This window comes from Microbacterium sp., assembly GCF_047605725.1.
Lineage (GTDB): Bacteria > Actinomycetota > Actinomycetes > Actinomycetales > Microbacteriaceae > Microbacterium.
The window spans coordinates 31,582-54,744 of record NZ_JASGFE010000007.1; the positions used below are offsets into that span (position 1 = coordinate 31,582).

General features: G+C 71.3%; 18 protein-coding genes and 1 tRNA gene. 16 read left to right on the top strand and 3 right to left on the bottom strand.

The window, feature by feature from the left end:
* Position 1: 1 nt before the first annotated feature.
* Positions 2 to 1,909 (bottom strand): hypothetical protein, encoded by a 1,908-nt coding sequence (locus QM641_RS02745; RefSeq protein ID WP_415113184.1) that lies wholly within the window; start codon positions 1,907 to 1,909, stop codon positions 2 to 4.
* A 195-nt stretch (positions 1,910 to 2,104) separates the two neighbouring features.
* Between QM641_RS02745 and QM641_RS02750 the strand changes: the two genes are divergently transcribed.
* The 6 genes from QM641_RS02750 (at position 2,105) to QM641_RS02775 (ending at position 7,759) form a co-directional block, all read left to right on the top strand.
* The gene (locus QM641_RS02750) at positions 2,105 to 3,592 is read left to right on the top strand and encodes an APC family permease (protein WP_415113185.1); all 1,488 of its coding nucleotides are present in this window, start codon (positions 2,105 to 2,107) and stop codon (positions 3,590 to 3,592) included.
* Positions 3,589 to 4,482 (top strand): universal stress protein, encoded by an 894-nt coding sequence (locus QM641_RS02755; RefSeq protein WP_415113187.1) that lies wholly within the window; start codon positions 3,589 to 3,591, stop codon positions 4,480 to 4,482. The genes QM641_RS02750 and QM641_RS02755 overlap by 4 nt, the downstream gene beginning before the upstream one ends.
* An 84-nt stretch (positions 4,483 to 4,566) precedes the next feature.
* On the top strand, positions 4,567 to 5,889 hold the full coding sequence (locus QM641_RS02760; protein ID WP_415113189.1) for an O-acetylhomoserine aminocarboxypropyltransferase/cysteine synthase family protein: 1,323 nt from the start codon (positions 4,567 to 4,569) through the stop codon (positions 5,887 to 5,889).
* 488 nt (positions 5,890 to 6,377) lie between these two features.
* The gene (locus tag QM641_RS02765) at positions 6,378 to 6,974 is read left to right on the top strand and encodes a helix-turn-helix transcriptional regulator (protein ID WP_415113192.1); all 597 of its coding nucleotides are present in this window, start codon (positions 6,378 to 6,380) and stop codon (positions 6,972 to 6,974) included.
* A gap of 79 nt (positions 6,975 to 7,053) precedes the next feature.
* Positions 7,054 to 7,647: an asparagine synthase gene (locus QM641_RS02770; protein ID WP_415113194.1), complete on the top strand. Its 594-nt coding sequence runs from the start codon at positions 7,054 to 7,056 to the stop codon at positions 7,645 to 7,647.
* A gap of 39 nt (positions 7,648 to 7,686) precedes the next feature.
* Positions 7,687 to 7,759 (top strand) — tRNA-Arg (locus QM641_RS02775).
* 388 nt (positions 7,760 to 8,147) lie between these two features.
* Here QM641_RS02775 and QM641_RS02780 read toward each other — a convergent pair.
* Entirely contained in the window at positions 8,148 to 10,028 is a 1,881-nt protein-coding gene (locus QM641_RS02780; RefSeq protein WP_415113196.1) for an alpha-amylase family protein, read from the bottom strand.
* 337 nt (positions 10,029 to 10,365) lie between these two features.
* On the opposite strand from QM641_RS02780, the gene QM641_RS02785 reads away from it, so the two are divergent.
* The 7 genes from QM641_RS02785 to QM641_RS02815 all read left to right on the top strand — a co-directional run bounded on the left by QM641_RS02785 (position 10,366) and on the right by QM641_RS02815 (position 17,347).
* Positions 10,366 to 12,177, top strand: a complete 1,812-nt coding sequence (locus tag QM641_RS02785) for a GMC oxidoreductase (protein WP_415113198.1) — start codon at positions 10,366 to 10,368, stop codon at positions 12,175 to 12,177.
* Positions 12,178 to 12,215: 38 nt separating this feature from the next.
* Positions 12,216 to 13,697: an L-serine ammonia-lyase, iron-sulfur-dependent, subunit alpha gene (locus tag QM641_RS02790; RefSeq protein WP_415113200.1), complete on the top strand. Its 1,482-nt coding sequence runs from the start codon at positions 12,216 to 12,218 to the stop codon at positions 13,695 to 13,697.
* Positions 13,698 to 13,839: 142 nt separating this feature from the next.
* On the top strand, positions 13,840 to 14,295 hold the full coding sequence (locus QM641_RS02795) for an Hsp20/alpha crystallin family protein (protein ID WP_415113202.1): 456 nt from the start codon (positions 13,840 to 13,842) through the stop codon (positions 14,293 to 14,295).
* 122 nt (positions 14,296 to 14,417) lie between these two features.
* Complete coding sequence (locus tag QM641_RS02800; protein ID WP_415113204.1) at positions 14,418 to 15,158, top strand: hypothetical protein; 741 nt, start codon at positions 14,418 to 14,420, stop codon at positions 15,156 to 15,158.
* 36 nt (positions 15,159 to 15,194) lie between these two features.
* Entirely contained in the window at positions 15,195 to 15,797 is a 603-nt protein-coding gene (locus QM641_RS02805) for a TetR family transcriptional regulator (protein WP_415113206.1), read from the top strand.
* Between the two features lie 36 nt (positions 15,798 to 15,833).
* On the top strand, positions 15,834 to 16,616 hold the full coding sequence (locus QM641_RS02810; RefSeq protein WP_415113208.1) for an ABC transporter ATP-binding protein: 783 nt from the start codon (positions 15,834 to 15,836) through the stop codon (positions 16,614 to 16,616).
* Entirely contained in the window at positions 16,613 to 17,347 is a 735-nt protein-coding gene (locus tag QM641_RS02815; protein ID WP_415113210.1) for an ABC transporter permease, read from the top strand. Before QM641_RS02810 ends, QM641_RS02815 begins: the two co-directional genes overlap by 4 nt.
* Before the next feature lie 323 nt (positions 17,348 to 17,670).
* Here QM641_RS02815 and QM641_RS02820 read toward each other — a convergent pair whose 3' ends face one another.
* Positions 17,671 to 18,105 carry a MarR family winged helix-turn-helix transcriptional regulator gene (locus tag QM641_RS02820; protein ID WP_415113212.1) on the bottom strand — a complete coding sequence of 145 codons (435 nt, stop codon included), beginning with the start codon at positions 18,103 to 18,105 and terminating at the stop codon, positions 17,671 to 17,673.
* An 84-nt stretch (positions 18,106 to 18,189) separates the two neighbouring features.
* Here QM641_RS02820 and QM641_RS02825 point away from each other — a divergent pair, with 84 nt between their 5' ends.
* The 3 genes from QM641_RS02825 (at position 18,190) to QM641_RS02835 (ending at position 23,069) form a co-directional block, all read left to right on the top strand.
* A complete protein-coding gene (locus QM641_RS02825; RefSeq protein ID WP_415113214.1) occupies positions 18,190 to 19,989 on the top strand; it encodes a DUF2207 family protein in 1,800 nt (599 codons plus the stop codon).
* 205 nt (positions 19,990 to 20,194) lie between these two features.
* The gene (locus QM641_RS02830; RefSeq protein WP_415113216.1) at positions 20,195 to 21,835 is read left to right on the top strand and encodes a biotin carboxylase; all 1,641 of its coding nucleotides are present in this window, start codon (positions 20,195 to 20,197) and stop codon (positions 21,833 to 21,835) included.
* A gap of 28 nt (positions 21,836 to 21,863) precedes the next feature.
* Positions 21,864 to 23,069 (top strand): serine hydrolase domain-containing protein, encoded by a 1,206-nt coding sequence (locus QM641_RS02835; RefSeq protein ID WP_415113218.1) that lies wholly within the window; start codon positions 21,864 to 21,866, stop codon positions 23,067 to 23,069.
* The last annotated feature ends 94 nt before the right edge of the window (positions 23,070 to 23,163 follow it).

Sequence of the window (23,163 nt, forward strand, 5' to 3'; positions counted from 1 at the left end):
CTCAGGGCCGCACCGACAGGTGCTTGTTCGCCGCCAGAGATACCGTGCCGCCGCCGCGCCCCCACCGGACGCGGTCGAGCGTGATAGCCGTCTGCCCTACGGTGTAGTGCGCGGCACCCGGAGCGTGCTCGTCCAGGTACGGCTCGAGCAGCTGTTGCATCGATTCGTAGATGGGAATCAGCTGCTCGTTCTGGTCCTTCACCGCGAGCTCGACGAACCAGGCCTCGACCTGCCCGTCCACGAGCTGTAGCGCCAGGTAGCGTCCCGCCGGGCGCCGGAGGCTGATCCTGACCTGCGCCGGCGACGACTGCGTGACGGTGTCGGGGTCGTTCGTCGCCCACCCGAGGTCGACGAGCTCGGCCCAGACCTCGCCGACCGACGGCCAGCGCCACCCGGAGACGACCTCCACGAACCGGGCCAGTGACTCCGACGTCGGGGTCTCCAGCGTGCCGCCGCCGCCGAGGCTCGGCGCCCACTCCGGCCACTGGCCTGGCCCGGCGCTGCGGACGCGGTCGGCGTCGAGCCACAGCAGGCGCTCGTCCACGCGCCACACCGGCATGCCGGCCGCCATCGCCGGCACAGATCCGCCCGAGATCGCCGCGCCGAAGCACCGGGCGTGCCATGCATCGCGCAGCGGGATGTCGGGAAGCGCGACCCCGTCGGTGAGCCACCGGCCGACGTCGTAGACCGCCGTCCGGTCCTCGCCGATCGCCAGTCGCGTGCGCGGGAAGTCGTGATCGGTGCCGCGCCCGTCGTACTGCACGATCATGGGTCCGTGCTCCCAGCGCCTCGTGGTGCTCTCACCGAGCTGCGGGCCGAAGGCTTCCTGGAGCGCGGCCCTGATCAGCGGCTCGTTCTTGTCCTCGCCCGAGTAGCCGATGGGGGCCGTGGCCGCCTCGACCGATGCCCGCGCGAACCTGCCGTCGACGGTCCCGAGTGCGATCGCGCGTCCCGCGGGATCGCACACGCGCACCAGCCCGCGGAGCTGTTCGGGCTCCTGGGTGCTCAGCACGCCCTCGGCCTGCAGCGCGGCGATGACGTCGTCGATCGGCTGCGCGCGGAACGCGGCGAAACGCTTCAGGAGCGCGACGGCCTCGGCGGGAACCGGTTCGGGTGTCCTGGGGGCGTCGACGACTCGTCCGAGCGCCGATCTGACCTTGCCCGGGGCCGTCTCGCTGAACGTGACGGTGCGGGTGTAGGTGCGCATGCGTGCGATCTTGAACGTGCGCAGGCCCGAGCGCCACCAGCCCGGTGTCGGCGTCTCGCCGAGGCGTGCGGTCAGCAGGGCCAGGATCTCGTCGTAGCGACTGTCGTCGTCCTTCGCCGTCGACCCGGGCACGCGAGGTCCCGGCCCCATGTACAGCTGCACGTGCAGAGGCTCGGCGTCTCTGGAGTGCAGCTTCGCTCGCAGGAAGTCGACCTTCGGTGCCGGCAGGTGCAGCACCGAGGGGGCGGCGTCGTCCGCCGCGCGGATGTCGTAGGCGACCAGCCATGCCCTCGCGTCCATGCCGCCGAGCCAGTCGGCGGCCGCGGCGACGAGCCGGGTGACGGACAGCTGCGGGGTGAAGGTCACCTCGACGGCATCCGTGAACACGGTGAGGACGACCGCGTAGGAACCGGCATCCCAGTGCTTGTCGCTCCCCGACGCGCGGCCCACGGTGCGGGACACCGCCGCGCGCAGCGTACGCTCGAAGGCCGTCGACTCCCGCTCGACGATGAAGGGGAAGTCGAATCGCTGTCTGCCGGAGCGGCTCGCACGCCCCTGGTCGGGATCCGGCTGTATCGGCAGTCCCGAGGCGATCACCGTCGCGCGCAGTGCGTGTTCGCCGGGGCGCTCGATCTCGGCGACGGCGGCGATCAGGGCGGGCAGGCGGCGGGCCAGGTCGGTCTCAGTGGGGCGATCTTCCATGACCCGATGCTATGCGCACGCGCCGACGTCCGAGCCGGTCGCCTTCACGCCCTCACAACGTCCCCCAGGCCCGTGCGCAGGTCCGTGAGAGCGTCGCGAATCCGTGTTACGGACCGGTGACATTGCGGGTGGTTCCTTGACACCTTTTGTTGACCGACGGGATACTCAGACGATCGTCCACAGAGGGAGCGGCACATGGCTCAGCAGGGCATGGGACTCGGAGCGCAGCTGTTGCGGCGCAAGCCCATCATCTTCCAGCGCAAGCATCACGAAGGCGAGGAGCTGGCGCGAAATCTCGGCACGTTCCAGCTGATGATGTTCGGCGTCGGCGCGACAGTCGGCACCGGCGTCTTCTTCGTGCTGAGCGAGGCGGTGCCGGTCGCAGGCCCCGCCGTCATCATCTCGTTCCTGCTCGCCGCGGCCGCGGCGGGCCTGTCCGCGCTCTGCTACGCCGAGCTGTCCTCGTCGATCCCGGTGAGCGGTTCCACGTACTCGTTCAGCTATCACGCTCTCGGCGAGGGTGTCGCGGTCATCGTCGGCGGCTGCGTGCTGCTGGAGTACGGCGTGGCCGTCTCGGCGGTCGCGGTCGGCTGGAGCGGCTACTTCAACGAGCTGCTGCACCAGCTGTTCGGGTGGCAGTTGCCCGTCGAGCTGTCGGTGTCGTTCATCCCCGGCGACGACGGGGTGGCCACCGGCGGCGGCATCAATCTGCCGGCCGTCGTGCTCATCGCCCTGTGCGCGCTGCTGCTGATCCGCGGCGCGTCGGAGTCGGCCACGATCAACGCGATCATGGTGGTCATCAAGCTCGGCGTGCTGGTGCTGTTCACCGTCATCGGCATCACCGCGTTCAACGCCGACCACTTCTCCGACTTCTTCGCCCAGGCCTCCGGCATCAGCGCGGCCGCCGGCACGATCTTCTTCTCCTTCATCGGACTGGATGCCGTGGCCACCGCAGGCGAGGAGGTGAAGAACCCGCAGAAGGCGATCCCGCGTGCCATCATCGGGGCGCTCATCATCGTGACCTCGATCTACATCCTGGTCTGCATCGCCGGCCTCGCCGCTGAGCCGGCCGAATGGTTCGGCACCGAGGAGGCCGGCGAGGCCGGTCTCGCGAAGATCCTGGAGAACGTCACCGGCACCCCGATCTGGGCGACGATCCTGGCCGCGGGCGCCGTCATCTCGGTGTTCTCGGTGACGCTCGTGACGCTCTACGGGCAGACCCGCATCCTGTTCTCCATCTCGCGCGACGGCATGGTGTCGAAGAAGTTCGAGCACGTCGACGCCCGCACCGGCGCCCCGAGGTTCAACATCACGGTCGTCTCGATCCTCGTCGCGATCGTCGCGGGCCTCGTCCCGTCGGACTACCTGTGGGACAGCGTCTCGTTCGGCACGCTCGTGGCCTTCAGCGTGGTCGCGATCTCGCTCATGCGGCTGCGTCGCAGCCACCCGCACCTGGAGCGGCCCTACAAGGTGCCGCTGTACCCCGTCGTGCCGATCCTCACCGTCGTGGTGTGCGTCTACGTGCTCACGAGCCTGCGTCCCATCACGTGGCTGATCTGCGTGTCGTGGCTGGTGATCGTGTTCCTGTTCTACCTGGGCTACGGGCGCCGAAAGGCTACGCTGAACACCTACACCTCGGACGAGGAGATCGCCGAGCCGATCCACCCGGAGCTTGAGAAGTGACCTACGTCGTCGGATACAGTCCGCACAAGGATGACCGCAGCGCGATCGAGCTGGCCTGCCAGTTCGCCCGCTCGCGACCCGAGCCCGTGCGCGTGGTCACGGTCGTGCCCAGCGGCTGGGCCGTCCCGGTGGCGGCCGGCGGCACCGACCGCGAGTTCCAGGCGTGGGCGCGCGAGGAGGGCGAACGCAGCGCGGAGCTCGCTCAGGAGCATCTGGCCGAGCAGGTCGGGATCGAGGCGACCGCCGGCTGGGTGAGCGCACGCTCGGTGCCGCAGGCCCTGCTGGAGCAGGCGACGCAGCTGGATGCCTCGACCATCGTGGTCGGCTCGGGCGATGACGTCGTCGACGGCCGCATCCGGCTCACCTCGAAGACCGACCGGCTCGTGCACTCGTCCACCGTCCCGGTGGCGCTCGCCCCGCGCGGCTACCGGAGCGAGAGCCCGGTGACCCGGGTGACCGTGGGCTTCCGCGACGACGACGTGAGCTGGACGCTGCTGACCGCCGTCGCCGATATCTGCCGGAGCGTGAACGCGCGGCTTCGGATCGTGACGTTCCTGGTCGCGCCGCGGCGCATGGCGACCAACACGGTCAGCCACGCCGAGACGCAGGTGATCGAGCGCTGGAAGATCCAGGCGGCATCCGCTCAGCGCGAGGCGCGGGAGCACCTGCACTCGACCGGCTTCGAGGCCGAGGTGGAGGCCGAGCTCGCCGAGGGCGACGACTGGGAGCAGGCCATCGGGTCGCTGGAGTGGAACGACGGCGACATCATGATCGTCGGATCGTCCTCGACGCACCGGCTGGCGCAGGTCTTCCTCGGCTCGAGCGCGACCAAGATCATCCGCTACGCGCCGGTGCCGGTCATCGCCGTCCCGGGTGCGGCGATCCGCTGACCCGATCGCCCGGGTGGGTCGCGGGTTCGCAACACTTCGACACACCCGGGCGGGCCGGGCCTTCGCTCCGCTGAGATGGGGGGCATGACTGCGCCCGACCCGACCGCCGCACCCCATGGATTCGCCTCCCGGCAGGTGCACGGAGGGTACGGGCACGACCAGCCCGGTCCGGCGGCGGTCCCCCCGATCCACCAGACCACCGCGTACCGGTTCTCCTCGCTCGCCGAGGCCGCCGACGCGTTCGCGCTGCGCAGCTCCTGTCACGTGTACAGCCGTGCCGGCAACCCCACACAGACCGTCCTGGAGGAGCGGGTCGCGGCGCTGGAGGGCGGACGCTCTGCGGTGGCCGTGGCATCCGGCCAGGCCGCCGTCGCCGTCGCTCTCCTGCCCCTGGTCGCCTCCGGCGGGCACATCGTCGCCGCCGCGCCGCTGTACGGCGGCACCATCGACCTGTTCGCCGACACGTTCGCCGACTGCGGCATCGACGTCACCTTCGTCGACCAGGACGATCCCCGCGCCTGGCGGGATGCCGTCCGCCCCGCCACGCGCGTGTTCTTCGCCGAGTCGGTGACCAACCCCACCGCGCAGGTGCTGGACGTGCGCATGGTCGCCGACCTCGCGCACGAGGCGGGCGTGCCGCTCGTGATCGACAACACCATCGCCACGCCCTACCTGCAGCGTCCGGGCGCGCACGGCGCGGACATCGTCGTGCACTCGGCGACCAAGTACCTCGGCGGGCACGGCACGTCGCTGGGCGGGGTCGTGGTCGACATCGGCTCGTTCGACTTCGGCGCCGAGCCCGACCGCTGGCCGCAGCTGACGCGCCCGTACGCGCGCGTGGGGGATCTGGTGCTGTGGGAGCGGTTCGGAGCGGAGGGCACGGCGCTCACGACGCTGATCCGCACGAAGTACGTGCACGACCTCGGCCCCACCCTGTCGGCCTTCAACGCCTTCCAGCTCCTGCAGGGCATCGAGACGCTCGATCTGCGCGTGGCGCGGCACAGCGCTTCGGCGCTGCGCGTCGCGCAGTTTCTCGCCGGCCGGCCGGAGGTGGCCGTCGTGCACCATCCGGGGCTTGCCGGCGGGCGCTGGTCGGCCCTGGCCGAGCGATACCTGCCGCGCGGCGTGCCCGCCGTGTTCGCGTTCGACCTGCACGGCACCGGCGACCCCGAGTCGGACTTCGCGCGCGTGGCCCGTTTCGTCGACGCGCTCCGGCTCGTGCGCCTGGTCGCGAACATCGGCGACGCGCGCAGCCTCGTCGCCCACCCCGCCTCGATGACGCACAGCCATCTGACCCCTGCCCAGCTCGCCGACGGCGGCATCTCGCCCACCACCGTGCGGCTGTCGATCGGGCTGGAGGACGTGGACGACATCGTCGCCGACCTCGCGCAGGCTCTCGCCGCCTGACGCTCGTCCCGCCCGGTGCGCGCTGTCGCGCCCGCGTGCTGTTGCGCCCAGGAGTCGTGGTGCCCGGGTGCGGTCTCGCCCGGGTGCTGTCGCGCCCGCGTGCGGTCGCGCGCGGTGTCGTGGCGCCCGCGTGTGTCTGTCTCCCCGGCATCCCCGTCCCTCCGCATCCCCGGCCTTCCGCGCCGAGTCACTGCCTTCCGCGCGAGTCACTGCGCTCCAGGGCAGTGACTCGGTGCGGGGGCAGTGACTCGATTCTGGGAGCAGTGACTCGCGCGCTGGCTACCGCTGGTGCGGGGGCAGTGACTCGATTCTGGGAGCAGTGACTCGCGCGCTGGGTACCGCTGGCGCGGGGGCAGTGACTCGATTCTGGGAGCAGTGACTCGGGATGAGGTTCAGCCGGAGCTCCGCGAAGAGGTTCGGGATGCCGCGTATGCATATACTCGACAACCACATCGTCGAGAACCGCTCGACGGTCAGGAGGGAGAGCCGTGTCGGTACGCCAGAGCCTGTTGGCGATCCTCGATCAGGGGCCGTGCTACGGCTACCAGCTGCGCGCCGAGTTCGCCCGTCGCACCGGCGGCACGTGGCCGCTGAACGTCGGACAGATCTACAACACGCTCGATCGGCTCGAACGCGACGGCCTCGTGGCCCGGGGCGAAGCCGATGCGCAGGGCCACGTCTACTGGCGCATCACGGATGCCGGATCGCACGAGGTCGCGGACTGGCTGAGCGCGCCGGTCGCACGCCCGGACGGTTCGCGCGACGACCTGGCGATCAAGCTCACGATGGCAGCGACGCTCCCGGGCGTCGACGTCGCCGCGGTCGTCCGAACCCAGCGCGCGGCCTCGGCCGGCCGGCTGGCCGCGCTGCGGGCGGACGATTCGACGCACGACGCGGGCCCGGAACAGGTGGTGCGGGAGCTTCTGCACGAGGCCGCGGTATTCGCGGCCGAGGCCGAGCTGCGATGGCTGGACGGCGTGGCGGCGCGCCTCGCGTCGAGCGGGACCGCGGCCGTGCTCGAGCTCTCCGCCGACCGTCCCAAGCGCGGGCGCCCGGCGGCGCGAAGCGCGACGCCGGGGGACTGAGGGCGAACGCGCCGCGGGCGAACCCGGGGCCGGTCGGCGCGGGCACCGGAGCACCGTAGGATCGAGGTGAGGGGGTCCGGTGTCCGAAGAGCGTACGCGGCCGAAGAACGCCGACATCGTCGCCGAGGGCGTCTATCTCGCGGCTGCCGTCACGAGGCTCAAGCTGAAGAACAGCATCCTCATGTACGTCCTCGCGGAGGGCAAGGACTTCGATGTCGACCACTTCGTCGTCGTCGCCCGCGAGGCGCTGCTCGCCCTCGCCGACGAGGCGGACCAGGATGCCAAGCGCACCGACTACGAGCGCAAGATCGCCCAGCACCGTCACTCGCAGTCCGACGGTACGCACGACTACCGCAAGCGCGATGTGCGCAACCTCAAGCGCCGGCGCAACCAGTCCCGCCGTGTCGCGCAGGAGCTGCGGGAGCGCGCCGACGACGAGCTCGCCCTCGTCATGCTCGTGCTCGAGGCGCGCGAGGCCGCGTGGGCGGAGGTCGCGAGCAACATCGAGCGTTCCCTCGACATCACCGCGGCTCGCCCCGACCGCGACGCCGACTACGCGGCGCAGCGCGCCGAGCGCATCAAGGCGCTGCGCAGGGTCGATCTGCGCAAGCTGGCCAAGGAGTATGCCCTGCGGGAGATGGTCGGCACCGATTCGGCGGATGCATCGTCGTGAGGTATCCTGATCGTCGGTCTTCGCGCGAGCGCTGACCGTGCGCCCGTAGCTCAATGGATAGAGCATCTGACTACGGATCAGAAGGTTGGGAGTTCGAGTCTCTTCGGGCGCGCAGCACAAGACCCCGGTCGACCATGAGGTCGGCCGGGGTTTCGCGTTGCGCCGACGCAGCCACGCCAGGCCGGTCCGTGCCCGAACTCCCCGAGGGCAAACCTGGCGCGTATGGTCGCGTGACCCGCGTGCGGCGACGGGATGCGCCAGGTTTGGGATGCCGGGGGAGCTGCGTCCCTTCGGTTGGCGCGTATGGTCGCGTGACCCGCGTGCGGCGACGATGTGCGCCAAGTGAAGGGCGCGGGGTGCGCGTGAACTTGGCGCGTATGGTCGCGGAATCCGGCCGCGGCGACGAAGTGCGCCAAGTGAAGCGCGAGGGATGCCGGCGGGCCAGACCGGCCGGCCAGACCGGCGGATGCAGCGGGCCCGGCTGACCGGCGGAGATCGGGTCAGCGCGGCGTGACCCGCAGCCACACGAAGCCGCACGCGGGCAGCGTCAGCCCCTCGGAGAGGTCGACCTCGGTGTCGGCGACCAGGTCGGTCGCCGACGACGCGAAGCCGCTGAGGGTGCGCGGGTACACGTGCGCCGCGTGGTCGCCCACGTTGGCGAGCACCAGGACGACCGACCCGTCTCCCGGGCGCTGGTAGCCCAGCACCCCCGGCGCCGACGCGTGAAAGCCGATCAGCTCGTTGCCGCCGAGCTCGGGCGTGGCCTTGCGCACCGCGATCAGGCGCGTGAGGCGGCCGAAGACGCGGCCGGCGGTGGTCGTGGCATCCGTCCTCTCGGTGTAGCGCGCGTCCGGACGCCGACCGCGATGCACCCAGCGGCTGTCGCCGCGATGGTCGGGGTCGTCGGCGAACGTGTAGTCGTTGAGCTGGGCGACCTCGTCGCCGAGATAGACGAGCGGGATGCCGCCGGTGGACAGCTGGATCGCGTGCGCGAGCACCACGCGGTCCTCGCCGTGCGGGTCGCCCGCCTCGACGCCGGCGAGGGATGCCGTGGTGCCGGTCACGCGGGCATCGCCGGTCTTCGGGTTCTCCTGGAAGGGCACCCCACGGGCGAACGTGCCCTCGAACCGGCCGACGTAGAAGTCGTTGAGGAAACGGCGGTGCGAGAAACCGTGGATGCCGAGCTCGGCGGCATCCTCGTCGGCGAAGGTCCAGCCGATGTCGTCGTGGCCGCGCACGTAGGTCACCCACGCCGTCCCTGCGGGCAGGGCGTGCCGGCGTTCCAGGGCCTGCTGCAGCAGGCGCGGGTCGCGCGTGGCGAGCGCCTCCCACGTGAGCGCCATCTGCAGCGGGTTGTAGGAGAGCTGGCACTCATCCGGCGAGATGTAGGTGACCACCTCGTCGGGGTGCACGATCGCCTCGGACTTGAACACCATGCCGGGGGCGGCCATCGCCAGCACCGCGTTGAACGCCTGCAGCAGCAGGTGCGCCTCGGGGAGGGACTCGCAGGGGGTGCCCAGGCGCTTCCAGATGAAGGCGACGGCATCCATGCGGAGCACCTCCACGCCCTGGTTCGCGAGGAACAGCATCTCCTCGGCCATCGCGCGGAACACCGCGGGGTTGGCGTAGTTGAGGTCCCACTGGAACCGGTAGAACGTGGCCCAGATCCACCGGCCGTCGGGCAGCGGCACGAACGAGCCAGGGTGGTCGTCGGGGAAGATCTCACGCGTGGTCTGCTCGTACCGATCGGGCAGGGTGCGGTCGGGGAAGATCAGGTAGAAGTCCTCGTAGCCGGGCTCGCCCGCGACGGCCTTCCGGGCCCACTCGTGCTCGTTGCTGGTGTGGTTGAAGATGAAGTCGAGCACGAGCGAGATGCCCGCCTCGCGAAGCTGTGATGCCAGCTCCGCGAGCTGCTCCATCGTCCCGAGCGCGGGGTTCACGCGCCGGTAGCTCGACACCGCGTAACCGCCGTCGTTGTCGCCCTCCGGAGCGTCGAACAGGGGCATGAGGTGCAGGTAGGTGAGCCCCAGCTCGCGGAAATACGGGATCTGCGCGCGGATGCCTTCGAGGTCGCCCGCGTAGCGGTCGACGTAGCAGACGCCGCCCAGCATCCGCTCGGACTGGAACCATGCCGGGTCCGCCTCGCGCCGTGCGTCGTGGGCCTTCAGGTCGGCGGGCCGCGCAATCCACGACGAGGCGGCGGATGCCACGACCGCCGCCAGCGCCTCGCTGCCGTCCGCGCGGTCGCCGTACAGCCGCGTGAACAGGCTGTGCAGACGCGGGAACTGGGTGTCGAAGCGGGCGAGGAAGGCCTCGTCGACGTCTCCGGCCGCCTCCCGCGCGGCGGCGCGGTCGGCCTCGACGGTCGTCAGTGCGCTCATGCGGGACCCCTTTCCACCCGACCCAGACTAGGAGGTCGCGCCGCCGGACGCGCATCCGTCGAGCCGCAGCCTCGCGCCGGCCCCCAGCCCCGCGCCGGCCCCCAGCCTCGCGCCGGATCACCGCCTCGCACCGGCCCCCAGCCCCGCGCCGAGTCACTGCCGAGTTTGCCGAGTCACTGCCTTGGCTGCGACTCACTGCCCTGCAGCGCAGTGACTCGGTGGGAGAGCAATGACTCGGCGAACGCGCCGGCAGCGTTGGGTGCGGAGCGTATCGATCGGGGCGAGGATCCGCTGTATCAGGGGCAACGGCGCCCGCTCTTGGAACGGAGGAGGCCCCATGTTCACGATCCGCTACGTCACCGACTACTTCGCGCCCGGCCAGACCGTCACGATGCGCTGGGGCCCGAACTGGGACCTCGATCGCGGCGGGGTCTACGTGGACGGCGCGTGGACCTTCTACCTCGACGAGGCCGCCTTCCCCGGCGGCATCGACTTCACGTTCGTGCTGACGCCGGGCCGGTGGCACAAGGCCGGCAACCGGCACCTCGATCCGGGGCAGTTCGCGGCTGGACTCGATGTCGACGGAGACGCGGGTTATGACCCCGCCGATCCCGCCACGAGCCCCTTCCAGCTCGCGGACGAGGCGATCGTCGAGAACCCTGCGGTCGCGCAGCGCTTCTTCACGCGCAACCTCAGCCCCGACAAGGAGTGGGACGTCATCGTCGTCGGCTCCGGCATGGGCGGCGGCGTGCTCGCGTCGCGGCTGGCGGCGCTCGGCGCCGAGGTGCTCGTGCTCGAGGTCGGCTCGTACCTGTTCCCGACCCACATCGGCAACCTGCCCCGGCGCCTGAAGACCGGCAGGTTCGACAAGCACATCTGGTCGCTGTGGGACGACTTCAAGGTCATCAACTACGTGCCCGGTCCCGGCTCGCAGTTCGCCGGTGCGCAGGCGTTCAACCTGGGCGGGCGATCGCTGTTCTGGGGCGGGCTCATCCCGCGCCAGGCGCCCTGGGAGCTCGCCGCCTGGCCCGCCGCCGTGCGTGACCACTTGCTGCAGGAGGGGTTCGCGGCCGCGGAGGCGTTCATGGGCTCGGTGCCGCCCGACCCCGACCCGTACCAGGGCTCGAGTCGCCAGGCGCTGCAGGCCGCCTTCCCCGGGTTCACCGCCACGGACGCGCGCGTCGCCGTGCAGTACGAGGGGACCACCGAGCTGTCGCTCGGCGCCGGGGTCTTCTCCACCGCCGACCTCCTCATGCAGGGCCGGCTCGTCGACGACGACACCTACGTGAAGCCGACGGTCAACCTCAACACGGCGGTGTGGCGCGTGCTCACCGATCCAGCCGACCCGGGGCGGGTGACCGGAGTCGTTGGCTGGGACATGCTCGGCCGCCGCCAGCGCGAGTTCCGCGCCAAGACGGTCGTCCTGAGTGCCGGGACGATCGAGTCGGCCAAGATCGCGCTGCAGAGCGGGCTCGCCGATCCCAGTGGGCTGATCGGCACCGGCATCACCGACCACACGATCCGCTATCGCCACTTCACGCTGCCGCCCGGTTCGCCGTTCGCGAGCACGACGCAGTCCGCGAAGGTGGCGCTCCGGCATCCGCAGGCCACGGCTCAGGACCACGCATTCCTCGCCGTCGTCGAGCTCGGGGCGAACTTCAACCAGGGGCGCTACATCGATCCCGAGCATCTGCGCCGCGAGCGCGCGGCGCGCGGGGACTGGATGCTGGGGGAGCTCGTCTTCCTGCACTACGCCGACCTGAACCCGGCCGGAAAGGTCGTCGCGAACGGCGACCCGGCGGTCAAGGCGCAGGTCACCGTGACGCCGGTGCCCCCGCCGCCGGCTGTGCTCGCCGAGACCGACGCACTTGCCGCGGACTTCTTCGCCGCCTGGGGCGCGCAGCCGGTGCTCGGCGAGCAGGGCTTTCCCGGCCTGCAGACCGCGGGGCTCGGCGGCGTCGCGCACGAGGTCGGCACGCTCCGGATGGCCGGGGACGGCTCCGGCGTGGTCGATCAGGACCTGCGCTTCCTGGCCTACGAGAACCTGTACGCGTGCGACAACTCGGTGTTCCCGGCATCCCCCGCGGCGAATCCCAGCCTCACCACGACGGCGCTCGCGCTGCGGCTCGCGGCGCACCTCACCGCCTGACGGCCCGGCAGGCCCGCGGGGGCGCTTACGCTGGAAGGGTGAGCGCGTATGTGTCTGCGTTCGAGCTGTTCTCCATCGGCGTGGGACCCTCGAGTTCCCATACGGTCGGACCCATGCGGGCCGCCCTCGACTTCGCTGCCCGGCTGCGGTCCGGCGGGCTGCTCGACGGCGTCGCTCGCGTCACGTGCGTGCTGTACGGGTCGCTCGGCGCGACCGGCATCGGGCACGGGACTCCGGATGCCGTCGTCGCAGGCCTGATGGGCCTGGAGCCCGAGACCGTCGATCCGGCCGCCGTCCGCGCCGCGTGGTCGGATTGGCCCGAGGGGCAGGCCCTACCGCTGGCCGGATCCACGCCGGTGCCCTTCCGCCGCGACGACATCGAGTTCGCGCCGCGCACGCGGCTGCCCGGACACCCGAACGCGATGACGCTGACGGCGTGGGATGCCGGCGGCGTCGCACTCGCGCAGGAGACCTACTACTCCGTGGGCGGAGGCTTCATCCGCCGCGACGGCGAGGCCCCGCGCGTGGCCGAGCGGCCCTTCCCGCTGCAGTTCGACAGCGCCGGTGAGCTGCTGGCCCTGTGCGACGAGCTCGGCATCACGATCGCCGACGCCGCGCGCCGCAATGAGGAGGCGCTGCGCAGCGAGGGCGACGTCGCGGCGGGTCTCGACGCCATCTGGGACGCGATGTCCGGCTGCGTCGAGGCGGGACTCACTGCCGACGGCGTGCTGCCCGGCGTGCTCAAGGTGAAGCGGCGCGCGAGCACGATCCGTGCCCAGCTCGAGGCCGCCGAGGCGGACGGGCGCCGCGAGCTGCCGGGGGAGTGGCTGGGCGCCTTCGCCCTCGCCGTCAACGAGGAGAACGCCTCCGGTGGGCGGGTGGTCACGGCGCCGACGAACGGCGCCGCCGGCATCGTGCCGGCGGTCGGGATGTACTGGTGGCGGTTCCTGGCCGACTCCGGGCTCGGCGCCGGCAACGCGGTCACGCCATATGGGGAGCTCGTCGGGAGCGCGCTGCTCGGGTTCGGCTCCGGCGCGCGGCCGGGGCTCGATGAGGCGGAGCTCGCCGAGGCGAATCGGCGTCGCGGCATCCGTCGATACCTCCTCACCGCGACCGCGCTCGGGTCGCTCTTCAAAGCGAACGCGTCGATCTCGGGCGCCGAGGGCGGATGCCAGGCCGAGGTCGGCTCGGCGTGCGCGATGGCTGCGGGCGGCCTGACTGCGGTGATGGGCGGCACCAACCGGCAGATCGAGAACGCCGCCGAGATCGCGATGGAGCACCACCTCGGCCTCACGTGCGACCCGGTCGGAGGTCTCGTGCAGATCCCGTGCATCGAACGCAACGCGATCGCCTCCTCCACCGCGGTGACGGCCGCGCGGCTGGCGCTGCGCGGTGACGGCTCGCACTACGTGCCGCTTGACACCGTGGTCGAGACGATGCGGCAGACCGGCATCGACATGTCGACCAAGTACAAGGAGACGAGCGAGGGCGGACTCGCCGTCAACGTCGTGGAGTGCTGACCGACCGCAGCGGTTCGGGGTGTTCGCCGTACGCGAAGCGTTGGCACTCTCCGGTCGAGAGTGCTAATCTGTGATTGGTTGAGTCGACAAGGCTCAACTTTGCAGACCACCTGACAACCAGCATCCGAAGAAGGAGAGAACAATGGCCAACTACGACCCGTTCCGTGACCTGGACCGCCTCGCCTCGAGCCTCTTCGACCCGCGCCGCGGCCCGCGCCGCATGCCGATGGACCTCTACCGCGACGGCGACCACTACGTGCTCTCGGCCGACCTGCCCGGCATCGACCCCGGCTCGGTCGACATCGACGTGGACGGCCAGCTGCTCACGATCCGCGCCGAGCGCACGCTGCCCGAGGGCGAGGGAGTGAAGTGGATCACGCGCGAGCGTGAGGCCGCGAGCTTCCTGCGTCAGCTCAACCTCGGCCAGGGCATCGACACCGAGGGCATCGCCGCGACCTACGACAACGGCGTGCTCACCGTCACGATCCCGGTCAGCGAGCGCGCGAAGCCCCGCAAGGTGCAGGTCGTGGCCGCGGGCGACGCGCCCACGATCCGCGCGCACGAGAGCGCCGAGGGGCCGCAGCCCATCGACCAGTAGCGACGACGCGGGATGCCTCGGCCCGGTGCCGTGGCATCCCGCGGCCTCGTAGGTGGTTGTCCTCCGATGCGTGCCCGAGTAGCGTGGGCGCGTCAGGTTGCTCCAGAGGCGGAGAAGGCCCGATGGCCACGATCGGTAGGACCGCACACATCCGCAAGAGTGGCAGGGCGTGGCTGTGCGGACTGTCCCTGTTCGTCGTCGTGGCGCTCACGGGGTGCGGGTCCGTTGAACCGGACGCCGCGACGGCGTCGGCGACCACGTCCCCCGCGCATGCCGCAGCCGCGGGACTCGAGCCGTCGGTCGCGGGACTCCAGCGTCTGATGCGCGACATCACGTTCGACTACAACATCATGTATTCGAACGCGGAGCTCGCCGAGATCTCCGATTCGGTCGTCATGGGAGAGGTCGTCGGAGCCGCAGACGGCCCGACGTACGGCGCCGCGGGTGACGCGCTGTCCGATTTCGGCTCCGTCCTCATCGAGGTCAAGGCGACCGAGACGATCAAAGGCGAGCGCCCCGACGGCGGCAGTGCCCATGTGTTGATGTACGCACCCGTCGGCGTCGACGCAGCGCTGTGGAACGAGTCCCTTCCCCAGGGAACGCCGGTCGTGGTCTACTCGACCGTCAGCAGGCTGAGCGACGCGCACGACCGGTTCGGGCCGATCGACGCGTCGGTCGGTGTCCCTGCGGGAACCGACGTGTACACACCCGCTGTGCAGGGATTCGCGGTGCGCCTCGCCGACGGCACGATCTACTGGCCGCTCACCGGTGTCACGCGCAGCGGCGACCTGAAGGACGCGCTGCCCGGAGGGCCTGCCGTCGGAAACCTGCTCCCCGGTGAAGAAGAGGCTCCGCGGGAATGAACTGACCAGCCTCCCGCGGCCTCGTAGGCTGGCGTCATGCCCGAGCACGCCGCGCCCCGCCGCCGCGGGCGACCGCGTGCGGTCACGAGGACCGACATGCGCGCGCGCATCCTCGCCGCCGCGACCGAGGAGTTCGGCGAGCGCGGGTACGACGGCGCCACCATGCGCAACATTGCGGCGCGCGCGGGGGTCGACTCGGCGCTCGTGCACCACTACTTCGGCACCAAGGCCGATCTGTTCGCCGAGACGGTGGACATCCCGATCCGCCCCGACCGGGTGATCCCCGGCATCCTCGCCGGCCCGCGTGACGAGGTCGGCGAGCGCGCCGTGCGGTTCGTGCTGGAGCAGTTCGAGGATGCCGCGATCCGCAAGCGCGCGGTCGTGCTGCTGCGCGCCGCGCTCGGCAACCGGCTCACGACGCCGCTGCTGGCGGGGTTCCTCCAGCGCGAGCTCCTCACTCGCATCGCCGCGGGCCTGGACGCGCCGGACGCGGAGCTGCGCGCGACCCTCGCGGCCAGCCAGATGGCCGGGCTCATCATCGCCCGCTACGTGGCGCGGCTCCCGGCGCTGGCCGAGGCGTCGGTCGACGACCTCGTCGCGCGGGTCGGGCCGACCGTGCAGCGCTATCTGTTCGGGTGATTGACGGGCGGCATCCGTCGGCGCATAATTCATCACATGATGAATAAATCGGACGCCGTCGTGATCCGCGGCCTGCGCGTCACGCGCGGCCGCACCGCGGTGTTCGACGCGCTCGATCTCACGATCCCGCGTGGGCAGATCACGGGCCTGCTGGGGCCCTCCGGCTGTGGCAAGTCGACCCTCATCCGATCGATCGTCGGGGTGCAGACCGTCGCCGGGGGACAGGTCACCGTCTTCGGCGAGCCGGCCGGCTCGCCGGGGCTGCGCCACCGGGTCGGCTACGACACCCAGACCGCGTCGGTCTACGCCGACCTCACGGTGCGCCAGAACCTCGGCTACTTCGCGCGCGTCGTCTCCGCCCCGCGCGCCGACGTCGACCGCGTGCTCGACCAGGTGGGACTGCGCGCGCAGGCGGACCAGCGCGTGTCCGACCTGTCCGGAGGCCAGCTCAACCGCGCCTCGCTCGCCGTGGCGATGCTCGGTGCACCCGAGCTGATCGTCCTCGACGAGCCGACCGTGGGCCTGGATCCGCTCCTGCGCGCCGAGTTGTGGACCGTCTTCCGCAGCCTCGCCGACGCCGGGGCGACGCTGCTGGTGTCGAGCCACGTCATGGACGAGGCCCTCCGCTGCGACCGCCTCGTGCTCATGCGCGCGGGCCGCATCGTCGCCGACACCGACCCGGGGCGCCTGCTCGCCGACACCGGGCAGTCCGATCCGGATGCCGCCTTCCTCGCTCTCGTCGAGCGAGACATCGCCGCGCACGGCGACCCCGCCCATCCGAGGTCGCGCCGCGAGGCGAGAGGGGAGGCCGCGTCGTGAACGGCACCCGTACCCTCGCGACAGCCGGCCGCGTGCTCCGGCAGCTGAGCCACGACCCGCGGTCGATCGCGCTCATGCTGGTGGCCCCGAGCATCCTGGTCGGGCTCTTCGCGTGGCTCTTCAGCGACCAGCAGGGCGTGTTCGACCAGTTCGGCGGGCCGATCCTCGCGCTCTTCCCGTTCGTCGTGATGTTCCTGATCACCTCGATCACGACGCTCCGCGAGCGCCGGTCGGGCACGCTCGAACGGCTCATGACGACGCCGCTCGGCAAGGCGGACTTCATCGTCGGCTATGCGCTCGCCTTCGGGCTCATGGCCGCCCTGCAGGCCGTCGTGACGGTGAGCTTCGCGGTGCTCGTGTGCGGGCTGGAGGTCGCCGGCGAGCTCTGGCAGCTGGGTCTGGTCGCGGTGGTCGACGCGATCCTCGGCACCGCCCTGGGGCTGCTGGCGAGCGCGTTCGCGCAGACCGAGTTCCAGGCCGTGCAGTTCATGCCGGTGCTCGTGTTCCCGCAGATCATCCTGGGCGGCCTGTTCATGTCCCGGGATCGGATGCCGGAGGTGCTCGCCGCGATCAGCGACTGGCTGCCGCTGAGTCATGCGATCGACGCCGTGAACGCGGTCGCCACAGGCGACGTCGGGTGGGAGCTGTACCGGCCGATCCTCGTCGTGGCGGCCTTCGCCCTCGGCGCGCTCGTGCTCGCGTCGCTCACCCTGCGCCGCCGCACCCCTTGACCGCGGCTCACCCGCACCCTCGTTCCCGCGCCCTCGTTCCCGCGCCCTTGTTCCCGCGCCCTCGTTCCCGCGCCCTCGTCCGCGCGTCCTCGTCCCCGCGCCCTCGTCCCCGCGAAACCTCCCGTTTGCACCGCTTTCCGCCGGAAAACGGTGCAAACGGGAGGTCTCGCGAGGTCATGGTGCGGGGCCACGGTCCATGGTGCGAGGTCATGGTGCGGGGCCACGGTCCATGGTGCGGGGTCATGGCGCGTGGTGCGGGGCCATGGTCCGTGGTGCGAGGTCATGGGCCGTGGTGCGGGCCCACCCGCGCTCGGTGCCGCGGCTCAGCGAGGGTCGGAGCGCAGCTTCGAGGTCAGCTCGAGCAGGGATCGAAGCTCGTCGTCGGAGAGCGCCGCCATGCGCTCGGAGATCGACCGGCTGTGCACGGCGGCGACCCGGCGGAAGGCCGCGGCGCCGTCGTCGGTGGCCCGCACGAGCGCGCCGCGTCCGTCGTCGGGGTCGGGGCACTTCGTGACCAGTCCCTTGGCGACCATGCGATCGACCAGGCGCGACACGCTCGGCTGGCTGATCAGCATGTGCGAGGTGATGTCGCGGAGCCGAGCGGACTGATCGTCCCCGCGCACCACGGTCAGCAGCACGTCGTACTCGGCCTCGCCGAGCACGCCCTCGTCGAAGTCGCCGGAGAACTCCTCGAACAGCTCGTGCTGCGCGCGGAAAAGGCTCTCCCACGCCGCGACGGCGAGGCGGCGGTCGGTCATGGCGACCACTGTAGCGCCGGCCTCGGGCGGTGTGCCAAGGGCGACCCTCGCCGCGGCGCCGGTCCGGCTCCTAGGCTGAGGGGCATGCGGCGGTGGTTGCGGGTCGTGCTCGGGTTCGTGGCATCCGTGCTTCTCGTGTGCGGCGTGCCGCTGGCCGCCGCCGCATCGAGCGGGTCGGACGGCGGGAACCTCCAGGACTTCACCTTCGAGAGCCTCACCGTCGACTACACCCTCACGCGCGCCGAGGACTCCACGACCAGGCTCCGCGTCGTCGAGGAGTTCGTCGCGGTCTTCCCCGAGTACGACCAGAACCGGGGGTTGCGCAGGACGATCCCGACGACCTACAACGGGCAGCCGCTGCATCCGCGGATGGTCTCCGTCACCGACGCCGACGGCGCCCGACGCCCCGCCGAGAGCGCGTCCGACGACGGCGAGTTCACGATGACCTCGCGCGCCGACGACTACCTGCACGGCCGGCAGACGTTCGTGTTCACCTACACGCTCGACAACGTCGTGTGGGACTTCCCCGACACCGGGTGGGAGTTCTACTGGGACGTGAACGGCGTCGACTGGCAGCAGCCGTTCGGGTCGGTGACCGCGCGGCTGCATCTGGATGCCGAGCTCGCCGCCGCCCTCACCGGTCGCATGGCCTGCTACCAGGGCGCTCAGGGCGCCTCGACGCCGTGCGGCGAGGTCGGCACCGCCGACGAGGACGGCGGGGTCGTGGTGACCGCCCGCAGCGGTGCGCTCGGGCCCTCCGAGACCCTGTCGTTGGCGGTGGGCTTCCGCGACGGCACGTTCGCGCTGTTCGACTCCGGCTATCTCGCCTCGCCGTTCGGCTGGGCGCAGGGGCTGTCCGGGGTCGCGCTGCTGGGCGCCGGCGCCTTCGCGCTGCGCGCGCGGCTGACCCGGCTGCGGGATGCCGCGGGCCGGCCCACGATCATCGCGGAGTACGCCCCGCCGCCAGGGCTCGACGCGCTGGAGAGCGCGGTGCTGCTGGGCCGCACCGCCCAGGCGATCCCCGCCGAGGTGCTGGAGCAGGCCGTCGTCGGCTCCCTCCGCATCGTGGAGGGCGAGCGCCGGTGGCGCCGCGCGAAGCTCACGGCGGAGCTGGTCGACCCTTCCCGCGCCGACGCGGACGGGCGGATGCTGCTGCGAGGGCTCTTCCCGAGCGGTCGGCCCGGCGAGACGTACGAGTTCGGCCGGAGCGACGCGCGGCTGTCGACCGCGGCGCAGACGATCCTCAAGGCCGCCGCGCAGGCGCTCGTCGAGCGCGGGCTGCGCGCCCGGGTGCCGGTGCGCACGCGAGTCGTGCCGCTGGTGCTCGCAGCCCTCGGCGCGGCGGCCGTGATCGCCCTCGGCATGTTCGCGATCGGTTACGGCACGGACGCGCTCGTGCCGGTGCTGGTCGACGTCGGCGCCATCGGGATGCTGATGCTCGTGGTCGGTTTCGTCTCGCGCCGCCCGCTGACCGCGGCGGGCGCCGAGGCGAGGGACCACCTCAAGGGGCTGCGCGAGTTCATCGAGTGGGCCGAGGCCGACCGCATCCGCATGCTGCAGTCGCCGGCCGGCGCTGAGCGCGTACGCATCGACGCGAACGATCCGAGGCAGAAGCTCCGGCTGTACGAGGCGCTCCTGCCCTACGCCGTCGTGTTCGGCCAGGAGAAGGAGTGGTCCCGGCAGCTCGCGGTGCTCTACTCCGAGACGGGCGTCGCCGGGCCGACCTGGTACTACGGATCGGGGACCTTCGACGCCTCGGCGTTCTCCGCGGGCATCGGCTCGCTGTCGTCGGCGGCGACCTCCTCGTCGTCCACCTCCGGCGGTTCCTCCGGCGGGGGCGGCGCCGGAGGCGGTGGGGGAGGCGGCGGAGGCGGCGGCGTCTGACCCCCGCCCGCGCTCCCCGTCCCGCGAGGGTGCCCCTTTCTCCCGCGAGGGTGCCAGCTTCCCCCGCGAGGGTGCCAGTTCTCCGGGCCGACCCGCGTGAGCCGGATGCCGAGGACAGGCCTTCGCGCAAGACTCCGCAGCGTCGTGCCGACGCCAGGGTCGTCGCCGGTCCTCGCGCTGTGCGAGGATGGCTGAGCCTGAGCCGATGAGGGCCGATGAGGAGTGCACCATGGGGCGGAGAAGTTCCGGACGCAACAGCGCTGCGGAGGCGGTCGTCGCGCCGCCGCCGACGACCGCCATCGCGATCGTGGATGACCAGGATGCCGTGGCGAAACCCTCCCGACGTGCCAAGCGGCGCACGGCCAACGCGCGCGCCGCCAAGCAGGAGGGCGCCGAGCACGCCCTCCGCAACATGTCGGAGATCCGCCACTACTTCCGCACCAACGAGCGCCCCGTGTTCTTCGTCGGCGCGACCGCGTTCAATCTGCTCGGCCTTGACCGCTGGGTGCGCGGCTTCTCGTACATCACCTACTACGACGCGTGGGACGGCAACCACCCGCGCGTGTTCAGCCCGCTCGACAAGCCCTACATCGAGTTCGAGAGCGGCGAGCAGATCAACAACTGGCTGCTGCGCAACGCCGAGGTGCGCGCGCACATCGCCCGGCGCACGCCGTTCGGGGTGCGCCCGCAGGTCGTGATGGTCTTCTTCGACCGCGAGACCGAGGCGATCTGCGAGGAGCTCGGTTACGACCTCATCCTGCCGTCGGCCCAGCTGCGCGAGCGGCTCGACTCCAAGATCGTCACCACCCAGCTCGGCAACGAGGTGGGCGTGCCGAGCGTCCCCAACGTCCTCACGACCGTGAAGGGCTGGAAGGACGTGGTCGCCGCCGCCAAGAAGGCCAGGCTCGGCACCGATCTCGTGCTGCAGACCGCCTACGGCGACTCCGGCAAGACGACCTACTTCATCACGAGCGAGGAGGAGTTCGCCAAGATCGCCGGCGAGGTGTGCGGCGTTCCGCTGAAGATCATGAAGCGGATCAACAACCGCCCGATCGCGGTCGAGGCGGTCCTCACCCGGCACGGCACCGTGGTCGGTCCGTTCATGACCGAGATCACCGGGCACAAGGCGCTCACCCCGTACCGCGGCGGCTGGTCGGGCAACGAGATGTTCCCCGACGTCCTCGACGAGCCCACGCGCAAGAAGGCGGCATCCCTCGTCGAACGCCTCGGCAACCGGCTCGGCGGCGAGGGCTACCGCGGCTTCTTCGAGGTCGACGTGCTCGTCGACACCGACACCGGCGACGTCTACCTCGGCGAGCTCAACCCGCGCATCAGCGGCGCGTCGGCCATCACGAACGTCACCGCGGGCGCCTACGCGGACGTGCCGCTGTTCGTCTTCCATCTCCTGGAGTACGCCGAGGTGGAGTTCGAGCTCGACGTCGCCGAGGTCAACGCGCGGTGGGAGGAGCTCGCGGCCGAGGACGAGTGGAGCACGATGGTGATCAAGCACACCCAGCCCACCGTCGAGTTGATCACCACCGCTCCGGCCACCGGCCGCTACGTCGTCGACGAGAACGGGTCGCTCGTTCCCGCCCAGGCCGAGCTCGACTGGCACCTGCTCAGCAACAAGGACGAGGCGTTCTTCCTGCGCGTGTACGGCTCCGGCGACTACCGCTGGAAGGGCGCGGATCTCGGCATCCTCGTCACCAAGGGGCGGTTGCAGACCACACGTGGTGCGCTGTCGATCCGCGCCACCCACTTCATCGACTCGATCCGCGCGATGTACACGGTCTCGCCGCTCGCGCAGCCGGCCCCGGAGCGCACGAGCGGCGGCGCGAAGGGATGAGCGCGATCGAGCACCATGGCGAGAGCTCGTGCCACCGGCCGGTGAGCGCGACGTGATCGGCGGGACGGCGAGCAGGCCGGCAGGACCGCCGTTCGACCAGTGGCAGTCGGCCGGGTATCTGTCCTGGTCGATGCAGAACATGGCGAGCTTCCTGCCCGTGCACTCGATCCGCCGAGGCGAGCGCACGACCTCGTTCGCGCTGGCGGCCGAGGATCTCTCCCGCGTGCCGGTGACCCACCCGTGGACCGGTGCGAACCTCACTTTCGATGACGTCATGGCCGCGACGGCGACCGACGGCTGGATCGTCACGCGGGACGGCGCGATCGTCGGCGAGTCGTACTCCGACCCGATGACGCAATCCACGGTGCACCTGCTCATGTCGGTGAGCAAGTCGCTGACGACGGCGACGGCGGGAGCACTCATGGGTGCGGGGCTGTTGGATGCCGCCCGCCCGGTGTCCGACTACGTGCCGGCGCTGGCCGGCTCCGGCTATGCCGGCGCGACCATCCGGGACCTCGTCGACATGCGCACCGGCATCGCGTTCTCGGAGGACTATCTCGACGACGGCGCCGAGGTGCGCCTGCTGGAGCAGGCGATCGGCTGGGCGCCGCGAAAGCACGAGGGGGTGGCCGACACCCTGCTCGGCTTCCTCGCCTCGCTCGGCTCCGACCGCCCGCACGGGGGCCGGTTCGACTACAAGTCGTGCGAGACCGATGCGCTGGGCTTCGTGATCGAGGGTGCGACCGGTCGCGCCGGCGCCGAGGTCATGTCCGACTGGCTGTGGCAGCCGATGGGCGCCGAGCACGACGCCAACGTCGGCGTCGACGCGGTCGGCGGTCCCATGTTCGACGGCGGGGTGTCGGCGACACTGCGCGACCTCGCGCGGTTCGGCTCGCTGTTCCTGCGCGACGGGTGCGCGCTCGACGGGATGCCGGTGCTGCCGGCCTGGTGGATCGACGACACGCTCACCGGTGCGCCCGACTCCCGCGAGGCCTTCGCGGCCGCCGTGGAGCCGACGCTCATGCCCGGCGGCATGTACCGCAACGGCTTCTGGTTCCCGCGGCCCGGATCGGACGTGTTCCTCGCCCTCGGCATCCACGGGCAGATGATCTACGTCAACCGCCCCGCGCGCGTCGTGGCCGCCAAGCTCTCCACGTGGCCGACGCCGCAGGACGGCGACAAGCTTCTCACCACCGTGGCCGCCTTCGACGCGGCGGCGTGGTCGCTGTCCTGACCTACGGGGCCCGCGCCGCCTGCCCGCGCCGCCTCTCGACCCCGGCCGCGTGCTCTCGGTAGAGTCATAGGGGGAGCCTGCCGAAGGAGAAGGT